This is a genomic window from Halarcobacter mediterraneus (assembly GCF_004116625.1).
In the GTDB taxonomy this organism is placed as follows: domain Bacteria; phylum Campylobacterota; class Campylobacteria; order Campylobacterales; family Arcobacteraceae; genus Halarcobacter; species Halarcobacter mediterraneus.
Genome location: NZ_NXIE01000001.1, coordinates 81,979 through 104,050 on the forward strand (window position 1 = coordinate 81,979; position 22,072 = coordinate 104,050).

A 22,072-nucleotide genomic window follows, 5' to 3' on the forward strand; every position below is an offset into this window, starting at 1 on the left:
AATGAATGTAATTGAAAGGATTGAACAAATTAGAGATGCCAAATGGTTTTCTAATTTAACAACTTTTATTATTTTAGCTTATGCTTCTGTTTTAGGTTTTAAAACTATTGATGAAGTAGAAACAAATTATGCAATTTTTTTACAACTTGCAGATATTTTTGTAACTATATATTTTATTTTTGAAATAGCAATTAAAATGGTTGCAGAAAAAAAGTTTATTAATTTTTTTAAATCTGGATGGAATGTTTTTGACTTTACTATTGTTGTAATTACTTTATTACCTTTAGAACAATCAGGTTTTGCAGCAATTGCAAGGATGCTTAGAGTCTTTAGAGTTTTAAGACTATTTACTGCTAGACCAGAACTTAAAGCAATTATTGATATGTTAATTAAAGCAATTCCTTCAATAATTGATATTGTAATTTTAATGTTTATAATTTTCTATATATATGCAATTATAGGAAATTTTTATTTCCAAGAATTACCATCAGGTTTATGGAAAGACTTTTTAGTATCAATGCTTACACTTTTTAGAGTTTTAACTTTTGAAGATTGGACAGATGTTATGTATGAAGCAATGGAAGTTTATCCTCTAGCTTGGATTTATTTTGTATCCTTTGTTATTATCGCAGCTTTTGTATTTTTTAATTTATTTGTTGCAGTTATCATTGGAGAAATGCAAAAAATACAAGAATCTGATTTTCATGATGAAGTACATGAAGATAGTAAAAAAATAGATATACTATTAGAAGAACTTCAATCATTAAGACAAGAAGTTAAAGAATTAAAAAAGAAAGAATAATGAAAAAAACAATTTCTATTTTGGGCACAGGGTGGCTTGGTCACCCTTTAGCTCTTAAATTATTAGATAAGTATAAGGTGAAAGTTTCCCTTAGAACACTTGATAAAAAACAGCAATTCCAAAATGAAGGCTTAATACCTTTTATTTTAAATGAAGACTCACTTGAAAATTTAGATGAATTATTAGAAACAGATTACCTTTTTATAAATTTTCCTCCATCAAAGTTTGATAATTTTTCTTCTTTTCTTGAAAAAATATATTCTCACCAAAAAATACAAAAGATAGAAAAAATCATTTTTATAAGTTCTACTTCAATTTATCCAGATGAAGCAAAAATTTTTGATGAAAATGAAGTTTTTGATAATCCTAAATCAAGTAAAATATTTAAAATAGAAGAGGCTATTAAAGATAAAACACATCTTATTTTTAGGTGTGCTGGTCTAATGGGTGCAAATAGAATTTCTGGTAAATATTTTGCAGGAAAAGAACTTGATAGTGAAGATGTAAAAGTAAATTATGTTCATTTAGAAGATATTATAAGAGCAACTATCTTTGCACTTGATAATGACTTAAAAGGTATTTATAATTTATGTAGTTGTGAACACCCAACTAGAAAAGAGATATATTTTAAAAATGCTTTAAATTTTGGTTTTGAAAAACCCATTTTTAAAAACAAAAAAGTTTATAAAGAACGTTTAATAGATGGAAGTAAGATAGAAAAAGAGGGATTTAAATATAAATATCCAAATCCTTTATTTTACAAATATTAAGAATTTGTATTAAAAGCTCTATCCCCAGCATCTCCTAGACCTGGTCTAATATATTTATTATCATCAAGTCTTTCATCTATTTGAGCAATATAAATATCAACATCCTTATGAGCTTCTTGTACCGCTTTAATCCCTTCTGGTGCACCTAAAATATTTAAAGAAATAATTCTTTTTGCTCCTTTTTCTTTTAAATAAGTAATTGCATCAATTAATGACCCACCAGTTGCAATCATAGGATCTAAAAGTAAAACTGTTTTATCTTCTAAAGGGGGAATATTTTCATAAAAAAGTTTTGATAAGGCAGTTTTTTCATCTCTTTTCATTGCTAAAAAACCACTTCTTGCATAAGGAAGAGTTTTTAAAATACCTGTAAGCATAGGTTCTCCTGCTCTTAAAATTGGAACTAAAACTAATTTTTGTACTTCAAGCATTTCTACATCTAAAGAACCTTGCCAAGTATTTATATTTTGTGTAACTGTTTCAAAATCACTTAAAGCTTCTGACGCAATAATTCTTGATAATTCTTCAATTGTAAGTCTAAATTCATTAGAGGCAGTTCTTACATCTCTTAGTCTATTTACTAGATGTTTTACAACTACATTTGTACTTTCTTTATACATATAAAATTCCTAATTATTTAATTTTTAAGCTTTAATAATAGCTTAAAATTGCTTATAAATTATACTAAAATTTACTAAAAATTAACCCAGTCTTAGTTAAAATAATTAACTTATTTCTACTTGAAGAGGACTTATGAAACCCACAGATTATAATTTTAAAGTTAAGGATTCTATTTTAGGTATACAATTTCTTTTTGTTGCCTTTGGTGCTTTGGTACTGGTTCCTATTTTAACAGGACTTGACTCAAATGTTGCATTATTTACAGCAGGAGTTGGTACTTTAGTTTTTCAATTTATTAATAAAGGAGCTATTCCTCCTATTTTTTTAGCTTCATCTTTTGCTTTTATTGCTCCTATAGCACATGGAGTTAAAACTTGGGGTATTGCAGCAACTATGTCAGGACTTATTGCTGCTGGTTTATTGTATGTATTATTAAGTTTCTTAATTAGACTAAAAGGAGACGCTTTTTTACATAGACTACTTCCTCCTGTTGTTGTTGGTCCTGTAATTGTTTCTATAGGTCTTATTCTTTCTCCTGTTGCAGTTAATATGGCAATGGGAAAAACAGGTGATGGAGCTTTAGAATTAGTACCTTTTGATAAAGCAATTGTTATTTCTATGGTAGCTTTATTTACAATGGTTTTTATATCTTTATTAGGGAAAGGAATTTTTAAATTGGTTCCTATTTTAGGTGGGATTATTGCAGGATATATTACAGCACTTTTTTATGGTGTAATTGATTTTTCAACTATTCACAAAGCTGCATGGTTTGCTATTCCTAATTTTACAGCACCAGAATTTAATTGGCAAGCAATTATTTTTATTTTACCAATTGCAATAGCTCCAGCAATTGAACATATTGGAGATATGTTAGCAATTTCAAATGTTACAAAAAATGATTATCTTAAAAAACCAGGATTAAAAAATACACTTTTAGGTGATGGTTTAGCTACTTCAGTTGCTTCTTTATTTGGTGGACCACCAAACACAACTTATTCTGAAGTTACAGGTGCAGTAACTGTGACAAAAGCTTATAATCCTGCTATTATGACTTGGGCTGCTATTTTTGCAATTTTATTAGCTTTTGTTGGAAAACTTGGTGGTTTATTAGCAACAATTCCAGTTCCTGTTATGGGTGGAATTATGCTTTTATTATTTGGTATTATAGCAAGTATTGGTATTTCAACTTTAGTTAGAGCTAATATAGATTTTAATTGTCCAAGAAATTTAGTTATTGTATCAATGATTTTAGTATTTTCTATTGGAGGAATGACATTTAATTTTGGTGGAGTTCCTTTTTCAGGAATTGGACTTGGAGCAATCACAGGTATTTTATTAAACTTACTTTTACCACAGCCTCGAAAAGATGATCATATTATATAGTTAGTTTACTAACTATATAATTGACTTTAATAACTTATATATCAAAAATTTCTTATAATAAATTGTAAAATTAAAGAATAGGAGTTCTTAATATGGCAAAAGAACATAGTTTTGATATTTCTGCAAAACTTGATATGAGTGAAATGAAAAATGCAGTAATACAAGCACAAAAAGAGATAGATAATAGATATGATTTTAAAGGTATTGCTAAAGAAATAGAGTTTAATCAAGGTGCAAAAACTTTAACTCTAGTTAGTTCTAGTGATAACAAAGTTGAGGCTATGTATGATATTTTAATCTCAAAAATGAATAAAAGAGGTTTATCAATTAATTCTTTAGAAGAATTGAAAAAAGAGGATAGCTCTGGTGCAAATAGAAGATATGTATATTCTATTGTTGATTCAATAAAAGCTGATGAAGCTAAACAAATACAAGTTGAGATTAAAAATTTGAAATTAAAGATAAAAGCAGTAAATCAAGGTGATGAAATTAGAGTTACTGGAAAAAATATTGATGATTTACAAACAATAATGAAACATCTGAAATCGTTAGATTTGAAATCTCCTTTAGTTTTTGATAACTTTAAATAGTACTCTTTTGAGTGCTATTAATAAATAATAACTTTTTAAATGCTACTTTAAAGCTATTTCTTTAGAAAAAAAACTTTTAAAAACTAACAAATCTTAACTAAAGTATATAAAATATTTAAAAATTTTGTTACAATTATTATAAAAAGTAATGGTGTGTGTAGTGGATGAAATTAATAAAAAGTGTTTGAAAAAAATTACAATACTTTATGTGGAAGATGATTTACTTATTCAATCTCAGACTAAAGAAATTTTAGAAAAAGTTGTAAAAAAAGTTTTTACTGCAACTAATGGAAAAGAAGCTTTATCTCTTTTTGAAAATAATAATATTGATATTATTATTACTGATATTACTATGCCTGTAATGGATGGAATAATTCTTTCAAAAAAAATTAGAGAAGAAAACCAAGAAGTACCTATTATTATAACAAGTGCTCATAATAATAGTGATACTTTTATTAAAGCTATTGAAATAGGAATTAGTAGATTTATTTTAAAACCTTTAAATATAATGGATTTAATTAAAATAATAGATGAGTTTAGTGAAAATATTTGTAATAAAAAAGAAAAAGATAATATTAGCAATCTTCTAGAACAATATAAAAGTATTGTAGATGTAAATTCGATTGTTTCAAAAACAAATAAAAATGGTTTTATTACTTATGTGAATCAACCTTTTATAGATATTTCAGGGTATTCAAAAGAAGAATTAATTGGTTCTAGTCATAATATTATTAGGCATCCAGATAATTCAAAAGAGATATTTGTAAAAATGTGGGATACTATCTTGACTAAGAAAGAAGTCTGGCAAGGAGTTCTTAAAAATTTAGCAAAAAATGGTAAGTCCTATTATGTTCGATCTACAATAAAACCTATATTAGATGTTGATGGTAATATTATAGAATTTATTGCAATTAGACAAGATATTACTCCTCAAGAAAAAACAAGAAAGTTTTTACAAAAACAAAATTTTGAAAAGATATCAAATTTAAATGATGCTTTAAAAAATCAAGAACAATATGAAAATGTAATTAATCAAATAAATATCGTTTCAAGATTTAATCTTCAAGGAAAAATTACTTATGTAAATAAAAGATTTTGTAAATTGATAGAGTATAAAAAAGAAGAACTTATTGGTCAGACTTTCAAAATGATTAGACATGAAGATACTAATATAGAAATATCAAGGCAAATGTGGAAAACTATTAAAAGTGGTAAATCTTGGAGTGGAAAACTTATAAATAAATCTAAAACAGGGAAAACTTTCCATTTAGACGCTGTAATATCTCCTATTTTTAATCAAAATAATGAAATTTATGAATTTATTTCTGTTTGTCATAATATAACACCTATAATAGAACTTCATAAAGAGTTAGAAGATACCCAAAGAGAGATTATATATAGAATGGGAGAAATAGGAGAAACTCGTTCAAAAGAGACTGGTAATCACGTAAAAAGAGTAGCTGAATATTCAAAATTATTAGCTAAATTATATGGTTTAGAAAATTCTGATATAGAAATTCTTTTTATGGCTTCTCCTATGCATGATATAGGAAAAGTTGGTATTCCAGATGAAGTACTTAATAAGCCTGGAAAATTAAATGAACAAGAATGGGAGGTAATGAAAGAACACAGTGCTTTAGGTTATAATATTTTAAAAAATTCAAAAAGAGAAATATTAAAAGCAGCTGCAATTATCTCTTATCATCATCATGAAAAATGGGATGGAAGTGGATATCCCCAAAGATTAAAAGAAGAAGAGATTCATATATTTGGAAGAATAACAGCCGTTGCTGATGTTTTTGATGCCTTAGGTAGTGATAGATGTTATAAACAAGCTTGGGAGTTAGATAGAATTTTAGAATTGTTTAAAGAACAAAGAGCCAAGCATTTTGAACCAAAATTAGTAGATTTATTTTTTGAAAATTTAAATGACTTTTTAGAAATTAGAGATAAATATGTGGATTAATATGATACACACAGAATAAACAAATTTAGTGTACAATTTTTTAATTTCTAAAAAGGATATTATTTGAAAGTTTTACTTCTTGAAGATGATTTAGCATTAAATGATTTATTAAATGACCATCTAAATGACCAAGGTTTTGATGTTACTCTCACAACAAATGGTCAAGAAGCTTTAGAGTATCTAATTGATGAAGTTTATGATTTAGCAATTTTAGATATTAATACACCAATAATAAGTGGAATTGAAGTTTTAAAAACAATAAGAAATGATTATAAAAACCAAACACCAGTAATCGTACTAACAGCTTATCAAGATATGAAACATTTAAGAGAGTCTTTTGAAAATGGGGTTGATGATTATATTCGAAAACCTTTTGATTTAGAGGAATTAGATCAAAGAATAAAAAAACTTTGTAAACAGTTTAATATTGAGCAAAACAGTGAACTTTTTATTAGTGAGGATATAAAATTTTTACCTCAATCTTGTGAATTAATTTTTAAGAATGAAATAAAACAAATAGCACAAAAAGAAAGAGATATCTTAAACTATTTTTGTAGTCATAGAAATAGGGTTATTTCTAGTGAAGAGCTTTTACAAAATATTTGGGCTTATGAAGAGATGCCAACAGAAGCTACAATTAGAGTTTATATTAAAAACTTAAGAGAAATTTTAGGAAAAGATAAGATTAAAACAATAAGAGGTATAGGGTATAAATTTGAATAAAGCAGAAAGAAAAGCATTAATTAGTTTTTTATCAATTTATATTGGTTCTGCAATGTTACTTCTAGGGATATTATTTTATTTTTATTACCAAGAAGAGATTAAATCTTTAAAAACAAGTTGTAGTATGGAGTTGAAAAATGCTTCAATGAAAATAAGAACAGATATTTTAAATGCTTATATGCACGATAAAGAATATATTCCAAAAGAGTTTAATAGTGCAATTTTAAGGTTTGCTCTTTATGATAAGGATAAAAAACTGCTTTTTTCAAATTTAGATGAACAAGATGCTGTTGATTTAAAAAAAGTTTTTTATGAACAAGCAAAACAACATTTTTTAATAGAAACTATAAATGAAGCAAAAATACCAATTCATTATATTGTAATGCAAACTTGTCAAGGTGTTAGAAATATGGATAATCTAAAAATCTATATGAGTATTGCATTTATTTTAAGTTCACTTTTTATAGGATTAATTGCTTTTCTTCTAGCAAAATTATTATTAAAACCCGTAAGAGAAAAAGTAATTCATATGGATAATTTTATAAAAGATTCTGCCCATGAATTAAACACACCAATTTCTGTTTTAATGACTTCAGTTCATATGTTAAAAAATGGTAAAAACTCTGAAAAAATGATGAGATATATTTTAAGTAGTTCTAAACAAATCTCACAAATATATAATGATATTCATTTCTCAGCCTTTAATGATATTGATGAAAGTATAGATGAGATTCTTTTTTTAGATGAACAAATAGCTGATAGTGTAGAGTTTTTTTCTGATATTGCCGTTACAAAAAAAATACAAATTGAGTCAAATTTAGAAAAAATAAAAGTAAAAATGGATAGAACAAAAGCCCAAAAATTAGTAAATAATATAATTTCAAATGCTATAAAATATAGTCCTTTAAACTCAAAAATCAAAGTAGTTTTAAAAGATAATATTTTTACTGTACAAGATTTTGGAATAGGAATAAGTGAAGAGGAACGTAAAGAAATTTTCAAACGTTATAAAAGAGGAAAAAATATTGAAGGTGGCTTTGGTATAGGTTTAGATATTGTTAACAGAATTTGCAATTTTTATAGTTTGAAGTTAGATTTAAAATCAAAAGTAGACGAAGGGTCTACTTTTTCTGTAGATTTTTCCTCTATTATTTTCCAATAGAGTCTATTTTTAATATCAAAACAACAGGTTCTGTTTCACTTGTAACAAGTTCAGAACCAATTGATCTATGATTGTGATTAGAAAGTTCACCTTGAATAGAGTGCAATATATGCCAAAACTTTTCATTTACTGGTGTACTAATTTGTTTTAATTTGTGTTTTAATATTTCATCAACAATAATTTCAATAAGATGTTGATATATTATTTTATTAGTCTGTCTTTGAATTCTATAGTTCTTCATAATAATTAAATTGTTTTTATAAGCAAGTTGTTCTTCTGGAACTAGTTCAGTATGTTCTTTTACTTCTTCAATTTCTTTATCTAATTCTTTTTCTAATTTTTCTATTTCTTCTTTACATTTATCTTCTAATTTTGGATTCAATTCTAAAATTTTTGATAAAATATTATCATCTTCTAAATACTCTTTTTCAATACTATGAGTATAAATTCTATTTTTTTCATAATCATGGTGAATAGCATAAAAAATTTCTATAGCAGGAGCTACATATACATATTTGTCTTCTTTCCCATCTTTAAAATCAACTCCATGAGGAGAGATAATTTCTTTAGGACCAGTATATTTTAATTGCATTTATTTATAACCTTTTTATAATTCCAGTATATATAATTTAATTTACTCATATTTTATTTAAATGTTTATAAAATTCTACAAAGGTTATCAATGAATAATAAAATAGAAGAGTTTAAAACTCAAAAATTAGAAAATCCGAAATTTGTTTATCCCTTAAGAATAAATTATATTCAAAATGGAAAAAGAAAAACTTGGGAAGTTGTAAAAAATTTTGATTCTGTTGCAATTTTACTTTATCATGAAGAAAAAAAATCTTTTTTATTAGTTAAACAATTTCGTCCTGCTGTTTATTTAAATGATGATAGTAAAAAGTGTACCTATGAATTATGTGCAGGAATTGTTGATAAAGAACTAAGCTTAGCACAAATAGCAAAAGAAGAGATTGATGAAGAGTGTGGTTTTGATGTTCCTTTATCAAGTATAGAAAAGATAACCTCATTTTATACAAATGTTGGGGTTAGTGGTGGCTGTCAGCATCTTTACTTTGCAAAAATAGATGAGAGTATGAAAATTCATGAAGGTGGAGGAATACATGATGAACAAATTGAACTTATGTATTTACCTATTGAACAGTATAAGGAGTTTATTTTTGATGAATCAAAAGCAAAAACACCTGGCTTGATGTTTGCTTTTATGTGGTATATGGAAAAGTTGATAAAAAATTAATTTTATTTGTAGAATTTGGTATATGATTTGTAGAATTTGGTCTTTAAAGTTTGAGGGTTTCTTTTTATAATACTTTTGCGAATTTAAATTAAAAGGATAAATAAATGGAATTTTCTTTTCATAACCCTACAGGAATAGAATTTGGAAAAGGCAAAATAAAAGAGATTGCGAACTTAATTCCAAAAGATAATAAAGTATTAGTAGTTTATGGTGGTGGTTCAATTAAAAACAATGGTGCATATGAACAAGTAGTTGAAGCATTAAAAGATCATAAATGGTTAGAATTTGGTGGAGTTGAAGTTAACCCTACAGTTGAAACTATGAATAAAGCAGTTGAACTTGTAAAAGCTGAAGGTGTAGATTTTATTTTAGCTGTTGGTGGTGGTTCTGTTATTGATGGTTCTAAATATTTAGCAGCTGCATCATTATATGATGGAGATGGTTGGGATTTCTTAGATGGTTCTAAAGAAGTTGAGAAAGCACTTCCTCTTGGAGTTGTTTTAACTCTTGCTGCAACTGGTTCTGAATCAAATAATTTAACAGTTGTATCTAGAAAAACTACTGATGAAAAAAGAATGTATTTTTCAGATCACTCTTACCCAAGATTTGCTGTACTTGACCCATCATTTATGGGAACATTAAGTGATAGACAACTTGGAAATGGTTTAGTTGATGCCTTCGTTCACATCTCTGAGCAATACTTAACAAAAACAAATGATTTATTAGTAAATGATGGTTATGCTGAAACTTTATATAAAGGTTTAGTAACTCTTGCTGATAGATGGGATGAAAGAAGAACATTATGGTGGCAAGAAAATTTAATGCATATCTGTAATCAAGCATTAAACTTCCAATTAGCAAATGGTGTTTGTCAAGACTGGTCAACTCATATTATTGGACATGAATTAACAGCATTCTATGGACTTGATCACGCAAGATCACTTGCAGTTATCTTACCTCACTTAATTAGAGAAATGATTGATGAAAAACAAGATAAATTAGCACAATTTGGTAAAAATGTATTTGGAATTGAAAATGATAATGAAGCAGTAATTCAAAAAATGGAAAATATATTTGAATCTGTTGGATTACCAACTAAATTAAATGCTTATGATATTGATGATAAAGTAGTTGAAAATGTTCATAATGCATTTAAATCTCATGGTTATTTAGAAATTGGAGAAAATGGAACTGTTACTTTAGATAAAGTTGAAAAAATTATAAACAGATCTATTGCAGCGTAAGTTTTAATTTACACTACACTAAGAAGAGGCTTTTGCCTCTTTTGGTGAATATCCAAAATAACTTTTAAAATCTCTACTAAAGTGTGAAGGATTATCATAACCTAACTCATTTGCTACAGCTACAACTTTGTAATCATATTTTGTCAAAAACTCTTTTGCTTTAGAAAGTCTAATTTTTTTTATATATTGTAAAGGAGTATGAGAAGTTATTTTTTTAAAATGATTATGAAAAGATGAAACACTCATATCACAAACTCTAGCAAGAGTTTCCATATCATGGTTCTCTTTATAATTATCATGGATTATTTTTAAAGCTTTTGCAATTTTTGATTCACTATTTTCCTCTAAAAACATTTTATGAAGCATTTTTGCATTTTTACCTATGGCTATTCTATAAAATAATTCTGTTAAAACACCATTTGCCAAAATATTTGATTCTTCTTTTGATTCTAAAATATCTAAAAGTTTTGAAGTAATATTTTCTATTTCATTTGTAACTTTATCTGAAAAAATACCAAAACTACTCTTATTTTCACTGTTAAATTCTCTTGTACATAATTTTTCTATAATATCATACATAATTTCTCTATCAAGTGATACTAAAAGACAAATAAATGGGTCTTCTTTAGTAGCATAAGTTTCACACTCTAAAGGAAGTGTCGTAGGAACAACAAGATAATTGTCACAATCAAATGTAAAACTGTTATTTGCTAGATTTGCAATTTTTTTACCTTGTAATACAAGGATAAGACAAACATCATAAATTAGGGGACTTTTAGGTTCATAAGTTTCTGTTTTAAAGATTTTAATACTTGGTAAATTTGTATCATGAACACCATCTGGCATATTTAATATTTCTCTATTTTCTATAATACTTTTTTTCATTATTTACTTTATGTCTAATATGATTTTTGTAATTTTATTATATTAAAACCATATTTAAAATAAATTAGTCATTATTCTTTGTTCTTAAGTATTTTGCGTGGGCTTTTGGTGGCATACCATACATTCTTGAATATTCTCTACTAAATTGTGAAGGACTTTCATATCCAACTGCAAAAGCAATTTCTGAAGCTTCAATATTTTGATTTAAAAGCATTAGTTTTGCTTCTTCTAATCTAATCTTTTTTTGAAATTGAATAGGAGACATTGAAGTAATGGTTTTGAAGTTTTGATATAATGAAGCTTCACTCATATTAATAAAGTTTGCAAGTTCTTTTACATTTAATTTTTCATTAAAATTATCTTTTATTTCAGAAATCACTTTTACAATTTTATTTGATACTGTACCTTCTATGGCAAACTTATTTAAAAAATAGCCACTTTTATCATTTATTAAAATAAATAAAATTTCTTTTATAATTAAAGGTGCAAGGTAATCAATTTCATTTTTTTCTTTATCAAGTAATTTTATTAATCGAGAAATAGGTCCATATAGTTTTTCTTTCATTTCATCAAAAAATAAAGCTTTTTCCAACTTTTTGTTTATTATAAGCTTTTTAGGATTTATATTTTTTATAACATCATATATATCTTTTAATTCAAATCTTAGTCGAAAAGAAACAAAAGGTTTTTCTTCTGTTGCTTCAATTATTTTTACTTTTGCATGAATATGCGTTGAAGAAAGGAGATATCCTTTCCCTCCATATGTATACATATCTTCTCCAAAGATTACAGTTTTTTCCCCTTGTAAAATAATACAAAGTGATGGTTCATACATAATTGCATGAAACTCTGTTGTTTTATTTGCAAAATAAAAATCTAAATTTGGGATTTCGCTTTGTATTTCAGCATTAGTATCTGATAAAGAATATTTCTTATTTATAAATTCAAGTAAATCTTTTTGAAATTCTTGTATTGTACTTTCCATTGTTTCCTCGAGTAAAATAGCTAATTGATTTATTATATTTAATATTTTTGTAATTCAATATAAATATTCTCTATTAGTATTGCTTAATTCTACAAGGAACTTGAAATAATTTTTCTAAATTTAGAGAATTAGGCAATTTATTTATAAAATTGTTCTATTGAATATCTTATTTTTCTTTTATAATAAACTGTAAGTCAATTAAATATTTAAATGGAGATAAAATGAAAAATATTATAATAAATAGTAAACAATTTGACATTAGTAATATTCCTGAAGATACACCATTATTATGGGCTATGAGAGATTACTTAAATCTTACAGGAACAAAGTTTGGCTGTGGTGTTTCTATGTGTGGAGCCTGTACTATTTTACTTGAAGGAAAGGCTATAAGAAGTTGCCAGACTCCATTAAGTGAAGTTATTGGAAAGAGTGTTATAACTATTGAGAATAAAGAAGATAAAGAGGTAAATACTCTTAGAAAATATTGGAAAGAAGAAGATGTTGCTCAATGTGGATACTGTCAACCCGGTCAAATCATGAATGCAGCTGGACTTTTAAAATCAAATACTAAACCAACTGAAAATCAAATAATAGAAGCGATGAATGGAAATGTTTGTAGATGTGGTACATATAATAAAATAAAAACAGCTATTTACAATGCTTCAAAGGAGATATAAAATGGGTGTAAATAGAAGAGAATTTATCAAAGGAACTACAGCTTTAGGTACTGCTTTTATAGTAGGTTTTCATCTTCAAACAAAAGGTATGGCAGCCAAATTAGAAAAAAATGACCCCTTGGAACCAAATGCTTTTATTAAAATAGATAAAGATAATACTATCACTTTTATTTTAGGTCAAGTTGAAATGGGACAAGGTACATACTCAACTATTGCAATGTGTATAGCTGATGAGTTAGATGCTCATTGGGAAAATATTATTTTTGAGCCTGCGCCAGTAAAAGAAGTATATAATATGCCAGGAATGGGGATGATGCTAACTGGTGGTTCATATAGTATTAGAAATCAACAAAATAGAGTAAGAAAAGTTGGTGCAACATTAAGATATATGCTAAAACAAGCAGCAGCTAAAAAATGGCAAGTAAGAGTTTATGATATTGATACAAAAGATTCTTATGTTATAAATAAAAGAACAAAAGAAAAATTAACTTATGGTTCTTTAATTGAAGATATAAAAAATATGAAATTACCAAATGATATTGCACTTAAAAAAGAGAGTGAATATACTCTTATTGGTAAACCAATGAAAAGACACCCTATAGAAGTAGAAGAAAAACTTACGGGAAAAGGTATCTTTGGAATAGATGTTAGGCTTCCTAATATGAAGTATGCTTCACTTATATTTCCAAAAGTTTATGGTGCAAAAATAAAAAGTTTTGATGCTAGTCAAGCAGAAAAACTAGATGGTATAGTAAAAATAAAACAACTTCCTAATAATAAAATAGCAGTTATAGCAAATCATTGGTGGCAAGCTAAAAATGCTAGAGATCTAGTAAAAGTACAATGGGATAATGGTGAGTTTGAGAAAGTCAGTACGGCTAATCTTATAAAAGAGTATAAAGAGTATTTTGATACAGATATTCCAGTAATGAGAAAAGATGGAGATACGAATAATGCTTTTAAAACAGCTCATAAAATAGTTGAAGCTGAGTATAGTTTTCCCTTTTTAGCCCATGCTCCAATGGAGCCTTTAAATTGTACTATCTCTCATACTGGTGATAGTGCATATATGTCAGTGGGTGGACAACTTCAAACTCTTTATAGAGGTACAGCTGCTAAGATTTTAGGTATTGAAGCAGATAGTATTGAATATTATACAAATTATTTAGGTGGAAGTTTTGGTAGACGTTCAACTCCTAATAGTGACTTTATTATAGATGCTGCTTTCGTGTCTAAAGATGAGGGCTATCCTATTATGACTTTATATAGTAGAGAAGATGAAATACAATCTGGTGGAAGTTATAGACCTATGACTTTAGCAAATGCAAAATTATCAATTGATGAGAAGGGAAATATTACAGCACTTAAAACAAACCTTGTAAATCAGTCTCTTACAAGAGGAACACCTTTTGAAGCATTTATGTTAAAAGATGGTGTTGATGCTTTACAAAGGGAAGGATTAGATGACCATCCTTACACAGTAGCTAGTCATGATATGAAGTCGTTTTGTCCTCAATCTCCTGTAACTGTTGATTGGCTTCGTTCTGTAGGGCATACTGTTTCAGCTCCAATTATAGAAAATATTATGGATGAAGCAGCTTTTGCAGCAGATATTGACCCACTTGATTTTAGAGTAAAAAATATTAAAAATCCTAGATTTATAAAACTTTTAAAAAATGTAGCTAAACAATCAGATTGGTATAACAGAAAAAAAGGTAGTGGTTATGGAGTTGCAATTGCAGAATCTTTTGGAAGTATTGTAGCTTTTGTTATTAAAGTTAATGTAAAAGATAAGGATTATAAAGTAGAAAAAGTATGGGGTGCAGTAGATTGTGGATTTGCATTTAATCCATATAATGTAGAAAATCAAATGATAAGTGCTATAAATTTTACTATAGGACTTACAAAATATAGTGAAATTACTATTACAAGTGGTAAGGTTGATCAAAGTAACTTTTACGACTATATAGTTTCAAGACAAGAAGATGCTCCAAGCTTAATAGATATAGATATTATAAATTCAGAGGAAAAAATAGGAGGTATTGGAGAACCAGGAGTTCCTCCAATGTTTGCAGCTATTATAAATGCATTATATGATGCAACAGGAAAAAGATATACAGATTTTCCTATTAAAATAGGATAATTTAATGTTTACAAATAAAGAGGTTTTAAAATTTGTAAATAGTAGTATTGAAAAAAAATTAGATATTGTAGTGACAAGTGTTATAAAAACACTTGGCTCTACATATACAAAAGCAGGAAATCTTTTAGTTATAAATTCAAATGGTCAGTTTGTAGGTGTATTAGGTAGTTCATATCTTCATAATAAAATTTTTGAATCTTCAAAAGAAGCTTTAAAAACAAAGCAGATACAAATTTTTAAGTCAATACCACAAGATGAATCATCAGGACATGGTGAAAGTGAATTTCTAGTACAGCCATTTTTTTATAGTGAAAAATACGGAGCTTTAGGTATAGCTTTAAAGAATTTTGGAAAAACACTTGTAAGAGATATAAAAGATGCTAGTTATAAAATACTTGATGAGGTACAAGAAACAAAACTAGAAGCTGGGAAGTTTTATCAAACTATAAAAGCCCCTTATTCAGTCTTGATTTTTGGCTTAGCTGCCCATGTAATACCTATGATTTCAATGGCAAACCTTATGGGATGGAAAACTACAGTAGTTGATTTAAGGATAAAAAAATCATATAAAAATAAAGCAGATAAATTTATAGAATTAGAGACTCTTGAAGATATATTAAAGATAGATCTGGATTCATATGATGCTTCAGTTATTTTAAGTCATAATCCAAAAACTGATGATACTTATTTGAAAGCTTTACTTGATTCTAACATTAGCTATATAGGTATGATGGGAAATAAACAAAATATGAAAAGGATAACAAAACTTTTTAATTTAGAAGATGATGATAGATTTTATGCTCCTGTTGGTTTAGATATTGGAAGTAATACTTCCCAAGCAATAGCTTTATCAATTTGTGCTCAAATAGAAGCAAAAAAAAATGAAAAACTCTAATGATTTAGCAGTTATTATCTTAGCTGCTGGAATGTCAAAAAGATTAGGTTCTTGTAAACAATTATTAAATTATGAAGGTAAGACTTTATTAAAAAGAGCTGTCAAAAAAGCACTTAAGCTTTCAGATGATGTATTTGTTGTTTTAGGATATGAAAAAGATAAATGTGAAAAAGAATTAAAAGCCTTTAATATAACAACTATTTTTAATGAAAACTATGAAAAAGGTATGGGAACATCTATTTCTTGTGGAATACAACATACACAAAATTTTAAAAATACAATGATTCTTTTATGTGATCAACCTTTTATCCCTCTTTCTCATTTAAAAACTCTTAGTAAAGAAATAGATAATAAAAGTATTATTACATCTTTGTATAGTAATAATTTAAAGAAGTCTGTTCCTGCAATTTTTCCAAATATCTTTTATAATTCTTTATTAAAACTTGATGGAGATTTTGGTGCAAAGTATTTGTTAAAAGATGAAAATACAATAGATATTAAACTAGAAAAAGAGTTTACAATAGATATTGATACTAAAGAAGATAAAAAACTTTTTCTAAAGTAATAGTTTTATCAGATTTTTTACCTTGATAAGGATATTCCAAAGTTTATCCTTGTAATATCTTTGTCATAATCAATTAAACTATCTCCATATCCATTGGAAATTTGAATATGCCCAAAGGTATTTTTTGAACCAAAAAATGGAAAAGTCCAATCAAATTGTACAAAACCTCTATTATCTTTTGATTTTAGATTATTTCTAAGCATAAGTTTAAAATTATTTTCTTTATATGGATACATGAAAGTTAAGTCTCCATATCCTAAGTAATCTTCTATATCTGGATTGTCATCATCTTTTTCTTCAATTCTATACCAAACCCTTGGTATGATAAAAAGACTTTTATATTGAAAATAACTTTCTAAATATATTCTATTCCAAGACCTTGATTCTTCTTCGCCTTGACCATTTGATTCATGTAAAAAACCAGTTTTAAAACCTTTTAAAGCAGTTTTATCTCTTTTCCCATAAGGTACAGTTACAAAAAATTCAGGTTTATAATTTGTTTCTCTAAAAGGAGAAGAATCACTATATAACTGCCAATAAGAAACTTGTGTATATCCAAAATAAAATGTTTCTTCAAAACCAAAAAAGTTATGAGAAATAGGTTTTTTTAAACTCAATTGAAATTTTGTTTCATTTCTTTTTCTATCATTTCTTTTTTTTGTATCATAAGAAATAGGAAAAAAATAATTTTCTTTATAAGGATATAAGTTAAAAGAAGAAGCAAGCATTTGTTCTATAGTTGTCATTGTTTCTTGATCTTCTATTGTATTTACATTTTGGGCTAAAACTTTTACTTCTTCAGGCATTTCTTTTATTTTTATTTCTTCAAAACTATTTTTTTCTAAGGTTTTTTCCAAGTAAGTATTATTTGCAATTTCTTTATAGATTAGCATTGCTTCTTTATATTTGCCATCTTTTTCTAATTTAGAAGCTTCTTTCAGTAAACTGTTTTTATCATAAGATAAAAGAAAATTAAATAATAAAATCAATATAATAAATATCCTCATTTTACTTCCTAATTGTAAAAATAATATGATAAGATACACAAAAAAAGATTAAAAGTTTCAACTTCACTTATATAAAAAATGGTATAATCGCCCCAATATTAAAAAAAAGGTTATTTAATGCTTGTAGCACCTTCAATTCTATCAGCAGATTTTGGTAAGCTAAATGAAGAAATAAAAGCCATTTGTGATGGTGGTTGTGATTATGTACATGTTGATGTGATGGATGGACACTTTGTCCCTAATATGACACTTGGACCTGTTGTTGTTAATCCTGTTGCAAAAGTTGCAACTAAACCTTTAGATGTACATTTAATGGTTGAAAATAATACATTTTTTGTAGAACTGTTTGCTCCTTTAAAACCAGAGTTCATATCTTTTCATATAGAGAGTGAAACTCATCCACATAGACTTATTCAAAAAATTAAATCATATGGTATAAGACCTGCAATAGTTCTAAATCCACATACTCCACCTGAAGCAATAGAGTATTTAATTGAAGATTTAGATATGGTTTTATTAATGTCTGTAAACCCTGGATTTGGTGGTCAAAAATTTATATCAAGTGTTATTGAAAAAACAAAAAAACTTAAAGAAATGATAAATAGAAGAAACAAAGCCTGTTTAATTCAAGTTGATGGTGGAGTTAACGATAAAAATATTTATGAACTAAAAGAAGCTGGTGTTGATATGGTTGTTGCTGGTTCATATGTTTTTGGAAATGAAAATTACTCAAAAGCAATAAAGAGTCTACAGGTTTAATTTATGAAAATAAAAATTTGTGGAATAACAAATCTAGATGATGCACTTGCAGCAGCTGAAGCAGGAGCAGATGCTTTAGGTTTTGTTTTTTATGATAAGAGTCCAAGATACATTGAACCTTTTGAAGCTAGAAAAATTGTAGATGCCCTTCCTCCTTTTATTCAAACTGTAGGTTTATTTGTAAATGAAAATAGTGGTTATATTAATCAAGTTTGTACAAATGCAAAGATGCAATTAGCACAAGTAATTGATGATGATAGTTTTACTGATTTTGATGTTTTAAAATTTAAGTATATCAAAGTTATTCGAGCTAAAAGTGAAAAAGATATTATTGAAAATATCAATAATTATGTTTTAGTTGACGCCTTTGTTGAAGAGTTTGGAGGAGCTGGAAAAAGAGTTGCTTTAGAATGGTTTAATAAAGTAGATTGCTCGAAAATAGTTCTTGCTGGTGGTTTAAATCAAAATAATATTTCTGAAATAAAAGATTACTCTTTTTATGGTGTTGATGTAAGTTCAGGTGTTGAGGCTAGTAAGGGAAAAAAAGATAAACAAAAAATGGTTAATTTCGTAAAAGCAGTAAATGACATACAATAGAAATTTTTATAATAATCTTACAAATAAGTTAAAAAAAGCTCCAATTGATTTTGATGAATTCTTAGAAATCTTGAAAAAAAATAAAGAGAAGTTTTTTGACAATCCTGAATTAGAGTTTGAATTATTACTTTCAAATGGCTTTCCTTTAGAAATTGAAGATAATAAAGTTTTTTTAAAAACTTCTCAAACAAAAATTGAGGAACAGACTTTTTGTATTGTTGATATAGAAACAAATGGTGGACATGTTAATAAAGGACACCAAATAATTGAAATCGGTGCAGTAAAATATAAAAATGATGAAATAATAGATTCTTTTGAGTCTTTAGTTTATGCAAAAGATATTCCTGAGTATATTCAAGGAGTTACAAATATTACCCCTAAAATGCTTGTAAATGCACCATGTTTAAAAAAAGTCTTAGAAGATTTTAAAGTGTTTTTAGAAGATGATGTATTTGTAGCACATGATATTAAATTTGACTATAATTTTATATCTAATTCTTTAGAAAAATATAATTTAGGTAAACTTCATAATAGAAAGCTTTGTACTATTGATTTAGCAAGAAGAACAATAAAAGCTGAAAAGTATGGTTTAAAATCACTAAAAGAGGTTCTTCATATTAAAATTGATAATCACCATAGAGCTTATAGTGATGCATTAAGTACTACATATATTTTACAAGAGTCTTTAAAACATATTAGTAAAGAGGTTTCGACTGTGGAAGAATTAATTGATTTTTCAAAAAATGCAAAACCTATAATGCCTAAAATACAAGTTAATCAAAGAAGAAATCAAAATAGTAAAAAAGAAGAAAATAAGGAAGAAAAATAATGTTTACACAAGAAAAATATTTAAAAGCTTTAAATTTTGCAGCACAAGCCCATGGTGAACAAAAAACACCAAAAGGTGTTCCTTATATTACACATTTAGTTTCAGTTGCAATGGAAATAATCCATGCTTGTGAACAAAGTGAGTTAAAACTTGAGCAAACTGATTTTGCAATAACTGTATCTCTTTTACATGATACTTTAGAAGATACAGATGTAACATATGATGATATCTATAAAGAATTTGGACCAGAAGTAGCTGAAGCTGTTGATGCTTTAACGAAAGACGAAACACTTGAATCTAAAAAAGAACAAATGGCTTCGAGTATTAATAAATTAATGAGTCAACCTTATGAAATTCAAATGGTAAAACTTGCAGATAGAATATCAAATATGCAAAAACCACCAGAATCTTGGGATAGTTTAAAAAAATTAAGTTATCAAAAAGAAGCTAAATTTATTTTATCTTGTTTAAAAAATTGTAATATTCATCTTTCAAAAAGATTAGAAGATAAAATAAATGAATATACTACATATATTAATTAAAAGTTTTTGCTCTTATAAAGGATATAAATGACTGCATGGATGTATTTAATTTTAGCAGGGCTTTTAGAAATTGGCTTTGCTTCAATGTTAAAACTTACAGATAATTTTACAAGAGTATTTCCCACAATAATATTTTTACTATTTGCAACTGGAAGCTTTTATTTTCTTACAAAAGCAATAGAACATATACCAATAGGAACAGCTTATGCTGTTTGGACTGGAATAGGTGCTTTTGGAACAATTCTTATTGGAATACTTTTTTATAAAGAGCCTGCAAGTGCTTTAAGACTATTTTTTTTATTCACACTTATTGTTTCAATAGTAGGTTTAAAATTAGTTAGTAATTGAATATTTTATATACAGCCTATCTCTTTTTTTCTTAAAAAAAACTTCTTATAATAGTTCTATCAAAACATATTAGAGAGGCAAAGGCCTCAGTTAATAAAAGGAAGCTAGGGTTCCGATCTTAAAAGATGACTGGTCCGAGAGCTACCGACTCTTAAATAGAGTTACACGGAGGGACAAAAGCCCGGGAGGTTTTATGCCTCCTAGTGTGTTTTAAATTCTATTTAGGAGAAATCAGGATGAAAACATCTACCTTTACAAAATCGTTTAGATTACTGTCATTAATAGTTTTATTTTTAGGACTTTTTTCAACTTCACTTTTTGCACAATCAAAAAAAGATTTCAAAGTTGCATGGAGTATTTATGTTGGTTGGATGCCTTGGGATGTTATTGCCTCACAAAAAATCATGGATAAATGGGCAAATAAATATGGTATTAATGTAGAAATAGTACAAATTAATGATTATATTGAATCAATTAATCAATATAGCTCAGGAGAATTTGACGGCTGTGTTATGGCAAATACTGATGCTTTAGGTATTCCTGCTGCTGGTGGTGTTGATTCTACAGCTCTAATCATTGGAGACTTCTCAAACGGTAATGATGTTGTTATCTCAAAAAATGCAAATTCTATTAAAGACTTAAAAGGCACAAACGTTAACTTAGTTGAGTTATCTATCTCACATTATTTATTAGCAAGAGGATTAGAAAAAAATGGTATGTCTGAAAAAGATATTACAGTTGTAAATACAAGTGATGCTGATATGGTTTCTGCTTATACTACACCACAAGTTACATCAGTTGTAACATGGAAACCACAAGTTAGTGAAATCTTAGCAATGCCAAAAGCAAATAACTTATTTGATAGTTCAAAAATTCCTGGTGAAATTATTGATTTAATGGTTGTAAATACACAAACTTTAAAAGAAAACCCTGCACTTGGAAAAGCTTTAGTTGGTGCTTGGTATGAAATGATGAGTTTAATGAATACTGACACACAAAAAGCAAAAGAGTTAAAATCACTTATGGCAAAAGCTTCAGGGACAGATTTAGCTGGTTTTGAAGATCAATTAAAAACGACAAATATGTATTATACAGCAGCATCAGCAGTAGAGTTTAATAATAGTAAAGAGATTATTAAAAATATGGAGTTTGTTGCAAAATTTTCATTTGACCAAGGACTTTATGGTGAGGGAGCAAGTGATTATACCTTTGTTGGTATTGAATTTCCTAAAGGAAAAGTTATAGGAGATAAAGAAAATATTAAATTAAGATTTGATGATACATATATGAAAATGGCAGCAGACGGAAAGCTGTAGTTAGG

The 22,072-nt window shown here is 27.0% G+C and carries 24 protein-coding genes and 1 riboswitch; of the genes, 19 read left to right on the forward strand and 5 right to left on the reverse strand.

The window, feature by feature from the left end; translation table 11 throughout:
• The first annotated feature begins 1 nt into the window (after nucleotide 1).
• Nucleotides 2-802 (forward strand): ion transporter, encoded by an 801-nt coding sequence (locus CP965_RS00410; RefSeq protein WP_129060053.1) that lies wholly within the window; start codon nucleotides 2-4, stop codon nucleotides 800-802.
• Nucleotides 802-1,572 carry a Rossmann-fold NAD(P)-binding domain-containing protein gene (locus CP965_RS00415; RefSeq protein ID WP_129060054.1) on the forward strand — a complete coding sequence of 257 codons (771 nt, stop codon included), beginning with the start codon at nucleotides 802-804 and terminating at the stop codon, nucleotides 1,570-1,572. Before CP965_RS00410 ends, CP965_RS00415 begins: the two co-directional genes overlap by 1 nt.
• On the opposite strand, the gene upp is transcribed toward CP965_RS00415, so the two are convergent.
• Nucleotides 1,569-2,192 (reverse strand): uracil phosphoribosyltransferase, encoded by a 624-nt coding sequence (gene upp, locus CP965_RS00420; RefSeq protein ID WP_129060055.1) that lies wholly within the window; start codon nucleotides 2,190-2,192, stop codon nucleotides 1,569-1,571. The two genes, CP965_RS00415 and upp, sit on opposite strands and share 4 nt — an antisense overlap.
• 133 nt (nucleotides 2,193-2,325) lie before the next feature.
• Between upp and CP965_RS00425 the strand changes: the two genes are divergently transcribed.
• From CP965_RS00425 to CP965_RS00445, 5 genes are all read left to right on the forward strand, one after another.
• Nucleotides 2,326-3,576 carry a uracil-xanthine permease family protein gene (locus CP965_RS00425; RefSeq protein WP_129060056.1) on the forward strand — a complete coding sequence of 417 codons (1,251 nt, stop codon included), beginning with the start codon at nucleotides 2,326-2,328 and terminating at the stop codon, nucleotides 3,574-3,576.
• A 92-nt stretch (nucleotides 3,577-3,668) separates the two neighbouring features.
• Nucleotides 3,669-4,166, forward strand: a complete 498-nt coding sequence (locus CP965_RS00430) for a YajQ family cyclic di-GMP-binding protein (RefSeq protein ID WP_129060057.1) — start codon at nucleotides 3,669-3,671, stop codon at nucleotides 4,164-4,166.
• 160 nt (nucleotides 4,167-4,326) lie between these two features.
• Nucleotides 4,327-6,132: a PAS domain S-box protein gene (locus CP965_RS00435; protein ID WP_228712646.1), complete on the forward strand. Its 1,806-nt coding sequence runs from the start codon at nucleotides 4,327-4,329 to the stop codon at nucleotides 6,130-6,132.
• Nucleotides 6,133-6,195: 63 nt separating this feature from the next.
• Entirely contained in the window at nucleotides 6,196-6,855 is a 660-nt protein-coding gene (locus CP965_RS00440) for a response regulator transcription factor (protein ID WP_129060059.1), read from the forward strand.
• A complete protein-coding gene (locus CP965_RS00445) occupies nucleotides 6,848-8,017 on the forward strand; it encodes a sensor histidine kinase (protein ID WP_129060060.1) in 1,170 nt (389 codons plus the stop codon). The genes CP965_RS00440 and CP965_RS00445 overlap by 8 nt, the downstream gene beginning before the upstream one ends.
• On the opposite strand, the gene CP965_RS00450 is transcribed toward CP965_RS00445, so the two are convergent.
• Nucleotides 8,004-8,609, reverse strand: a complete 606-nt coding sequence (locus CP965_RS00450) for a hypothetical protein (RefSeq protein WP_129060061.1) — start codon at nucleotides 8,607-8,609, stop codon at nucleotides 8,004-8,006. The genes CP965_RS00445 and CP965_RS00450 overlap by 14 nt on opposite strands.
• 90 nt (nucleotides 8,610-8,699) lie before the next feature.
• Here CP965_RS00450 and CP965_RS00455 point away from each other — a divergent pair, with 90 nt between their 5' ends.
• Together CP965_RS00455 and CP965_RS00460 are read left to right on the forward strand one after the other, a co-directional pair.
• The gene (locus tag CP965_RS00455; protein ID WP_129060062.1) at nucleotides 8,700-9,275 is read left to right on the forward strand and encodes an NUDIX domain-containing protein; all 576 of its coding nucleotides are present in this window, start codon (nucleotides 8,700-8,702) and stop codon (nucleotides 9,273-9,275) included.
• A 104-nt stretch (nucleotides 9,276-9,379) separates the two neighbouring features.
• Nucleotides 9,380-10,519, forward strand: coding sequence for an iron-containing alcohol dehydrogenase (locus tag CP965_RS00460; RefSeq protein ID WP_129060063.1), 1,140 nt, complete (start codon nucleotides 9,380-9,382; stop codon nucleotides 10,517-10,519).
• Between the two features lie 18 nt (nucleotides 10,520-10,537).
• On the opposite strand, the gene CP965_RS00465 is transcribed toward CP965_RS00460, so the two are convergent.
• Nucleotides 10,538-11,404 carry an AraC family transcriptional regulator gene (locus CP965_RS00465; protein ID WP_129060064.1) on the reverse strand — a complete coding sequence of 289 codons (867 nt, stop codon included), beginning with the start codon at nucleotides 11,402-11,404 and terminating at the stop codon, nucleotides 10,538-10,540.
• Nucleotides 11,405-11,468: 64 nt separating this feature from the next.
• A complete protein-coding gene (locus CP965_RS00470) occupies nucleotides 11,469-12,389 on the reverse strand; it encodes an AraC family transcriptional regulator (protein ID WP_129060065.1) in 921 nt (306 codons plus the stop codon).
• A 221-nt stretch (nucleotides 12,390-12,610) separates the two neighbouring features.
• Here CP965_RS00470 and CP965_RS00475 point away from each other — a divergent pair, with 221 nt between their 5' ends.
• From CP965_RS00475 to CP965_RS00490, 4 genes are read left to right on the forward strand one after another with little or no spacing between them, the layout of a single operon-like run.
• Nucleotides 12,611-13,066 (forward strand): (2Fe-2S)-binding protein, encoded by a 456-nt coding sequence (locus CP965_RS00475; RefSeq protein WP_129060066.1) that lies wholly within the window; start codon nucleotides 12,611-12,613, stop codon nucleotides 13,064-13,066.
• 1 nt (nucleotide 13,067) lies between these two features.
• Nucleotides 13,068-15,209 carry a xanthine dehydrogenase family protein molybdopterin-binding subunit gene (locus tag CP965_RS00480; protein ID WP_164970968.1) on the forward strand — a complete coding sequence of 714 codons (2,142 nt, stop codon included), beginning with the start codon at nucleotides 13,068-13,070 and terminating at the stop codon, nucleotides 15,207-15,209.
• 4 nt (nucleotides 15,210-15,213) lie between these two features.
• The gene (locus CP965_RS00485) at nucleotides 15,214-16,104 is read left to right on the forward strand and encodes an XdhC family protein (RefSeq protein WP_129060068.1); all 891 of its coding nucleotides are present in this window, start codon (nucleotides 15,214-15,216) and stop codon (nucleotides 16,102-16,104) included.
• Entirely contained in the window at nucleotides 16,091-16,669 is a 579-nt protein-coding gene (locus CP965_RS00490) for a nucleotidyltransferase family protein (protein WP_129060069.1), read from the forward strand. The genes CP965_RS00485 and CP965_RS00490 overlap by 14 nt, the downstream gene beginning before the upstream one ends.
• A 17-nt stretch (nucleotides 16,670-16,686) precedes the next feature.
• On the opposite strand, the gene CP965_RS00495 is transcribed toward CP965_RS00490, so the two are convergent.
• The gene (locus tag CP965_RS00495) at nucleotides 16,687-17,676 is read right to left on the reverse strand and encodes a phospholipase A (protein WP_129060070.1); all 990 of its coding nucleotides are present in this window, start codon (nucleotides 17,674-17,676) and stop codon (nucleotides 16,687-16,689) included.
• Between the two features lie 117 nt (nucleotides 17,677-17,793).
• Between CP965_RS00495 and rpe the strand changes: the two genes are divergently transcribed.
• From rpe to CP965_RS00525, 6 genes are all read left to right on the forward strand, one after another.
• On the forward strand, nucleotides 17,794-18,435 hold the full coding sequence (rpe, locus tag CP965_RS00500; RefSeq protein WP_129060071.1) for a ribulose-phosphate 3-epimerase: 642 nt from the start codon (nucleotides 17,794-17,796) through the stop codon (nucleotides 18,433-18,435).
• A 3-nt stretch (nucleotides 18,436-18,438) separates the two neighbouring features.
• A complete protein-coding gene (locus tag CP965_RS00505) occupies nucleotides 18,439-19,032 on the forward strand; it encodes a phosphoribosylanthranilate isomerase (protein ID WP_129060072.1) in 594 nt (197 codons plus the stop codon).
• The gene (locus CP965_RS00510) at nucleotides 19,019-19,861 is read left to right on the forward strand and encodes a 3'-5' exonuclease (RefSeq protein ID WP_129060073.1); all 843 of its coding nucleotides are present in this window, start codon (nucleotides 19,019-19,021) and stop codon (nucleotides 19,859-19,861) included. Before CP965_RS00505 ends, CP965_RS00510 begins: the two co-directional genes overlap by 14 nt.
• Nucleotides 19,861-20,403: an HD domain-containing protein gene (locus tag CP965_RS00515; protein ID WP_129060074.1), complete on the forward strand. Its 543-nt coding sequence runs from the start codon at nucleotides 19,861-19,863 to the stop codon at nucleotides 20,401-20,403. The genes CP965_RS00510 and CP965_RS00515 overlap by 1 nt, the downstream gene beginning before the upstream one ends.
• A 27-nt stretch (nucleotides 20,404-20,430) precedes the next feature.
• The gene (locus CP965_RS00520; RefSeq protein ID WP_129060075.1) at nucleotides 20,431-20,751 is read left to right on the forward strand and encodes a DMT family transporter; all 321 of its coding nucleotides are present in this window, start codon (nucleotides 20,431-20,433) and stop codon (nucleotides 20,749-20,751) included.
• A gap of 93 nt (nucleotides 20,752-20,844) precedes the next feature.
• Nucleotides 20,845-20,941: riboswitch (guanidine-I (ykkC/yxkD leader) on the forward strand.
• A gap of 46 nt (nucleotides 20,942-20,987) precedes the next feature.
• Nucleotides 20,988-22,067 (forward strand): putative urea ABC transporter substrate-binding protein, encoded by a 1,080-nt coding sequence (locus tag CP965_RS00525; RefSeq protein ID WP_129060076.1) that lies wholly within the window; start codon nucleotides 20,988-20,990, stop codon nucleotides 22,065-22,067.
• Nucleotides 22,068-22,072: the final 5 nt, after the last annotated feature.